The organism is Okeania sp. SIO2B9 (genome assembly GCF_010672505.1).
GTDB classification, from domain to species: Bacteria; Cyanobacteriota; Cyanobacteriia; order Cyanobacteriales; family Microcoleaceae; genus Okeania; species Okeania hirsuta.
In genome coordinates, this window is record NZ_JAAHGK010000385.1 from 1 (window position 1) to 5,872 (window position 5,872).

Sequence of the window (5,872 nt, forward strand, 5' to 3'; positions counted from 1 at the left end):
TGGTTTAAGAATAATTATCCTGTATTATTAGTTAGGAATTTAAACTTAAACACTTAACAAAAAACTGGATTTTGGTACTAAGAATATTTTTTAAATTTCTGCTTCTGATTAATAGATTAAGTAGTTATTATTAAAATATTTTCCATATCCTATACGAACACATAAACTTGCTTTGATTAAGCTAGCTCCAAAGGAGCTATTTAGTTATTAACTTTAGAGATTTTCATGACAATTTCAACAACATCAGAAAAATTTTCCCCTGATTGGAGCATAATAGGCTTTATGGCATTCCTGCATATTGGAGCCTTGTTTGCCCTGCTTCCCAGTAACTTTAGTTGGACTGCAGTTGGCCTAGCCTTATTATTACATTGGATTACAGGTGGTCTAGGTATTACATTAGGCTTTCATCGTATGGTGACACACCGGAGCTTTCAAACTCCCAAGTGGCTAGAATACTTCTTAGTTTTTTGCGGTACACTTGCCTGTGAAGGTGGAGTTTGTGACTGGGTAGGTTTACACCGTATTCATCACCTACATTCAGATAATGAACAAGATCCCCATGATTCTCATCGCGGGTTTTGGTGGAGTCACATGGGTTGGATGCTCCACAATTTACCAATCAGGTCTGAAGTTCCTCGCTACATAAAGGACATAGCAGACGATCCTGTTTATAAATTTTTGCAAAATAACTTTATTCCCATTCAAATTGCTTTTGGCATTTTGCTCTACCTTGTTGGAGGTTGGTCCTTTGTAGTTTGGGGTATTTTTTTTAGAATAGTTGCTGTTTTTCACTGCACTTGGTTAGTTAATAGTGCCACTCATAAGTTTGGTTATCGTACTTATGATTCTGGTGATGATTCCACTAACTGCTGGTGGGTGGCCGTATTAACTTATGGTGAAGGTTGGCACAATAACCATCATGCTTTTCAGTATTCTGCACGTCATGGTTTGCAATGGTGGGAAATTGATACGACTTGGATGATGATTCAATTATTACAAGCTTTAGGTTTAGCCACTAATGTGAAATTAGCAACAAAATAGCTATTTAATAATAGTAGTCCTAAATTAATTTTTTCACCCTATATGATGTTTTTCATATAGGGTAATTTTCTATTTTAATACCTAAATTTATCCTCGTTTTGCTGAGTGGTATTAGGTCTCATTAATTAGTAACGGGACTTTAGCAAAAAATGCCTTAAAAATAGTTTTAAACCCTTGCTGTATCATGCTTTAACGTCAAAATAGCCTATTCCTTGATATATCTAGTGCCACTACGCGGAAGTTAAAAGCGAGTGCGTAATTCTGAGGTTTCCTACGGGGCGTATAAAGTGCGGAAGTAATTCCGCACACAGCCCCTCCAGAATGTAAGACGCACTCAAGACAGTCAAAAGTTAAAACTCAAAAGTATTGATTTGTAATTGTTTTAGGATTTTGTAACTGGTCAGTTATTTTCGCCATCCTGCACTAGGTTTGAGCCATTTTTAGCCAGATCAACGTATTTTCCTTGCTACCGTTGAGTTTGAAGCTATTTTTTACCTAAAAAATATCAAAGTCCCGGTAATATAGCAGATTCCATTTTAGTGAGGTACAACCATCGCGGGCAAGATGCTATAAACATTTAATTGTTAATACCTGTACTTTATATATTTAGAATATGCTGTAAAAATACTCTTCTTAATTCTATTGAAAATGTCTGAATTTCCCACCATTCCCTACTCTCCTACTCCCCTGCTTAAGAAAATTAGTTGACACTTCAATTATTAAATAATTAACACAGAAATAATAACCTTTTCGATAGATAATTATTAGTCAGTTCATGTTAATTACTAGGTCGTGGTGCATTGTAATGGTCCTGTATTGTCATTATTTTTGTTACGAGAATAGTGGGAGCATCTTGCTCCCATGACGGGTATTCCTTTTTCCTGTATACCATTACGCGAGCAGAACTACCAATTACTCTTATGTTTATCGAGAAATTGTGGTCTAAAACCTCCCCTTTTAAGGGGATAAAAAAAAGAGAATATTCCTTATATCAAGCCTCCTTATTGCAGAAGTACTGATAACTGATAACTGATAACTGAAATGACCACTCCCCCACTCCCCTACTCCCCCACTCAGTTTAACGTCTGTAAGCAAGCCAAACAATCAAGGCAGGAAGCATAGCCAAAACCACTGCCACCAGTGCCCAAATAATTATATTAGAACCAGGAGAGTTTAAGGCCAGAGGTAGCCAAATCACTAATGGAACTAAAATCATTACTAGAGCTATTGGTAAATAATGTGCCCTCCAATTAGAATAGGCACGATTCCAATGTTTGCCTGTCCATCGCCAAGCTAGTTTGTATGGGTAGTGAGTGGAGAGTTGTTCAATAGTATGGCCATTTTCATTGACCACAAATATTTGCTGACAGCGATTACAGCCAAAGGCATCTGTCAGGGTTATTGGAATTAAGTGGCCCTTACGCCGACATGGACAGGGGTACTCTCCATTCAAATCAATTTTCAGAGCTTTTTGAGGTCGCAAAGTAATCGTAGAAGCGAAAGCGTTGACAGAAAAAAGACAATCTGATTCTCAGCATAGGTCTATTATGCCAATTCTAACTTACATCACAAGCAAGAGGAAACAAGGAACAAGGAAGAAGTTTGATTATTGAGATTCCGTTATTTGAACTATTTCATAGGTCAAATAAAGTCATAGATAATGCTATAAATTTAAGCTTTATTAGGCAAAAGTTTCAACCTTAACTAGCTATCAGCTATCAGCATTTCAGCTAGCCTCCTGCGGAGGAACTACCTCTTGCCTCCTCCGCAGGAGCTTCGCTAACGGTAACGTTAACAGCTTTTTGACCTTGGGTTAAATCCCCGGCTTCTAAAAGCCTGATTGTTAAGTAGGGGTTGAAATCCCCGACTCAACGTAAAAAAAAGTCTTAATGCTGACTGGTGACCGTTGATTCCTAACTGCTATTTAATTAAGCGGGTAACGCGATTCGAACGCGCGACATCAACCTTGGCAAGGTTGCGCTCTACCACTGAGCTATACCCGCGGTTTGTAACTATATATCTATAATTTCACAAATAATTTTATTTGTCAACCCTCCAGTAGATTTTTTCCGATCAATAATTGTTGATCGCTTGGTCTATGCTTCTGGAGATACATCAGACTCTACTAAATTGTTGGAAGTTATAGGTAAAACTTGTGTTGTACCAGTAATACTACGATTATTAGATGAGGAGTTTATACCACCTCTCATTTGACGCATCAAACTAGCCATTTCAAGAGCATTCATGGCATATTCCCAACCTTTATTGCTTTTAATGCCAGCTCTCTCTAGAGCTTGTTGCATAGTATCTGTAGTTACAATGCCAAAAATTACTGGTACTCCCGTTTGAAATGCTGCCGCGGCAATTCCTTTAGATACTTCAGCAGCTACATAATCAAAATGAGGTGTTTGGCCTTTAATTACAGCTCCTAAACAAATTACTGCATCGTAGCTACCGTTCATGGCCAATTGACGGGCGACTAGAGGAATCTCAAAACTACCAGGGACCCAAACATAATCTACTTGAGTACCCTCTGGGTTTGGATCTACACCGTGGCGTTTCAAACAATCTTGACAACCCTCAATTAATTTGCCAGTAATTAAGTCATTGAAGCGACCAATCACAATAGCAAAGCGTAAGGATTCAGTTTGAGTAAATGTTCCCTCGAAAACTGTCATATTAGAATTCTTTTTTAGTTAAATTTTTTAGATCAAAGCTAATAACTTTTAGTATAGAGGTTAGTAAGAGTCAAGTAGCAACAAGGACTAACTTGCTATCTCTTGCCTCTTACACCATGTTTTCTCTAGGTATTGCCCAATAGAACTGTCTGATTCTATCAATTTTAAATCAAAATTGTTGGCCTAAACCACCAAAAAGTTCAAAACACCCACTGCAATTACCAGTGCTAACCACAAACCAGAACCAATAAAGATCAAAGGTTTGCCTTGACTCCAGATTTGGGGAGAAGCATAGGCAACAGGTACGCCAACTACTAAAACAAAAGATAAGACTACTAATAAAAGTAGTACAAATTGAAACAAGAATGTTAACATCTTTTCTCCTGGTATAACAACAAACTCATCCTATAAAAAATTAGAATATCATACAGCAGGGAACAGAGAACAGGGAACAGAGAACGGTTGGAAAAATATTTTCGCTGTCTAAGATTCATCATCAGTTTATATCCTAACCAATTTTTTCTTAGCCACATACTGTGCAACGATAATCTTAATTTTAGTGGTTAATTTTTGATGTAGGTAGGTCATTTCAGAGATATAATATAAAATTTTGCCTTTTTTATTACTTTGATGGAGCAGTCAAAAGTGTCGTTAAAGTCAACAGACCTTACTATCCTAAAAGCGACTAAAAACAAATTAGTAAATCTTTCCTCAGAATAACTACAAATAGCTTGAAATTTTTTAACTTACTTCGTTACCTTTCAACTTTCAAAACTAATTATTCCCTGAGATTCTAGAAAACAGATTTTAAACTTGTCAAAAATTCCCTGCTTTCCTAAAACGTTAAAAGATACGCCTAAGTGATGGAAAAATCCAATAGGGCAAGTAAATCTTTCCCTGCCTAATTGTATTTCCAAATCGTGTAAATAAACTGGAATCAGACCCCCATCTCCTACTTGTAAATTGACGCGATCGCCAGCTAGATAATTAAACTCAAATTCCTCCGCAACTTTAGAACTAACCACACTATAATTTGCTCCTGAATCGACGTAAAAATCTACCCGTATCCAGGCATTTTTTAGAAGAACACCAAGAGTAATTATAGGTTGAAAAGTAGCGTTGATCAGTTTGTAGTTAAATCTAATAATTGCCATCAAATTAGCGCCCTTTGCTTAAATTAAAAATGGTTCTAAATCGTCGGGATGGGGTACGTTTATTAGTAATTTCCCTACCAAAACTGCATTTTGTCGGGTGGCACAATAGTCTCTTACTTCTCTTCCCACAGCAACTACTTTACCATCATTAATAGCCACCATTTGTCCTGGATACTGTTGGATAAGTTTGTTGTAATTTTCGGTCAGCCACTTATCATCTTCCTCTAAAATTGCTGCCAATTATTCGACGCTAATATCGCTCATAATTTCTCCTGAAAAAAATAGGTTTGTAACTAATATATAGCAATTTTTGAATCGCGTTTTAACTGTCAAAACTAATTATTCCCTGAGATTCGATAAAATATCAGGTAGCCATCAAGTTTGTTATCGGATTCGGGTAGTTCAAAAACTAAAGGCATTACCTTATGTTCTTCTTTTTTTAAATGACTATAAACCTCGCTATAGCTATTACCAACAGCGATAATAATTGTTAATTATTAATTGTTAATTATTTACCGACCTTTAGCTAGATCGGCATAAATGATAATTTCTATGCCTAAAACTACTAATAGAATAAGCTCAATAATACAAAATATATGAATCACCAAAGGAAAATTTGTACCTAGAGACCAGAAAGCAAATAAAGCTACTAAACCAGAGAATACAAAAGTAATTTCATCAATAATTAATTGCTGTATTTTCCGCCTTTTTCTTCTTTCGTCACTTCTATGAGCAATCTCCCAGCCAAAGATAGATTCGATATCTGAATCATCTATTTGTGCTTTGATTTTTTCGGTGAGAGTTAATCGAATATATTTTCCCAGAGCAGAGATTTTTTCGTCATTAACTACATAAGTCCAACCGAGAATTAGTGGTACTTAGACATTTTTTGGTAGGAAAAATGCGTCAAAGTCAGTCTAGACAAGGGAATTACGTCAAAGCCTTAAAAATGGCTAGAACCCTTAGTAACTCAGGATTTATGCCTTTTCGACGTGAAAA

The 5,872-nt window shown here is 36.3% G+C and carries 6 protein-coding genes and 1 tRNA gene; 1 reads left to right on the forward strand and 6 read right to left on the reverse strand.

Annotated elements, in window-relative coordinates; genetic code table 11:
• Positions 1–225 precede the first annotated feature (225 nt).
• Positions 226–1,041: an acyl-CoA desaturase gene (locus F6K13_RS15025; RefSeq protein ID WP_124146927.1), complete on the forward strand. Its 816-nt coding sequence runs from the start codon at positions 226–228 to the stop codon at positions 1,039–1,041.
• 1,078 nt (positions 1,042–2,119) lie between these two features.
• Here the strand turns inward: F6K13_RS15025 and F6K13_RS15030 are convergent.
• The 6 genes from F6K13_RS15030 to F6K13_RS15055 all read right to left on the reverse strand — a co-directional run bounded on the left by F6K13_RS15030 (position 2,120) and on the right by F6K13_RS15055 (position 5,113).
• Positions 2,120–2,524 carry a hypothetical protein gene (locus F6K13_RS15030; protein WP_124146928.1) on the reverse strand — a complete coding sequence of 135 codons (405 nt, stop codon included), beginning with the start codon at positions 2,522–2,524 and terminating at the stop codon, positions 2,120–2,122.
• A gap of 448 nt (positions 2,525–2,972) precedes the next feature.
• A tRNA-Gly gene (locus tag F6K13_RS15035) sits at positions 2,973–3,044 on the reverse strand.
• A gap of 93 nt (positions 3,045–3,137) precedes the next feature.
• Positions 3,138–3,719 (reverse strand): 6,7-dimethyl-8-ribityllumazine synthase, encoded by a 582-nt coding sequence (ribH, locus tag F6K13_RS15040; RefSeq protein ID WP_124146929.1) that lies wholly within the window; start codon positions 3,717–3,719, stop codon positions 3,138–3,140.
• Between the two features lie 183 nt (positions 3,720–3,902).
• Positions 3,903–4,094, reverse strand: a complete 192-nt coding sequence (gene psbZ, locus F6K13_RS15045; protein WP_124146930.1) for a photosystem II reaction center protein PsbZ — start codon at positions 4,092–4,094, stop codon at positions 3,903–3,905.
• A gap of 386 nt (positions 4,095–4,480) precedes the next feature.
• Positions 4,481–4,873 (reverse strand): hypothetical protein, encoded by a 393-nt coding sequence (locus F6K13_RS15050; RefSeq protein ID WP_124146931.1) that lies wholly within the window; start codon positions 4,871–4,873, stop codon positions 4,481–4,483.
• Between the two features lie 18 nt (positions 4,874–4,891).
• Entirely contained in the window at positions 4,892–5,113 is a 222-nt protein-coding gene (locus F6K13_RS15055) for a DUF5678 domain-containing protein (RefSeq protein ID WP_124146932.1), read from the reverse strand.
• Between the last annotated feature and the right edge of the window lie 759 nt (positions 5,114–5,872).

Coding starts and splice junctions, on each gene's coding strand:
- F6K13_RS15025 (WP_124146927.1), top strand. CDS start 226: ATGACAATTTCAACAACATCAGAAAAATTTTCCCCTGATTGGAGCATA.
- ribH (WP_124146929.1), bottom strand. CDS start 3,719: ATGACAGTTTTCGAGGGAACATTTACTCAAACTGAATCCTTACGCTTT.
- psbZ (WP_124146930.1), bottom strand. CDS start 4,094: ATGTTAACATTCTTGTTTCAATTTGTACTACTTTTATTAGTAGTCTTA.
- F6K13_RS15050 (WP_124146931.1), bottom strand. CDS start 4,873: ATGGCAATTATTAGATTTAACTACAAACTGATCAACGCTACTTTTCAA.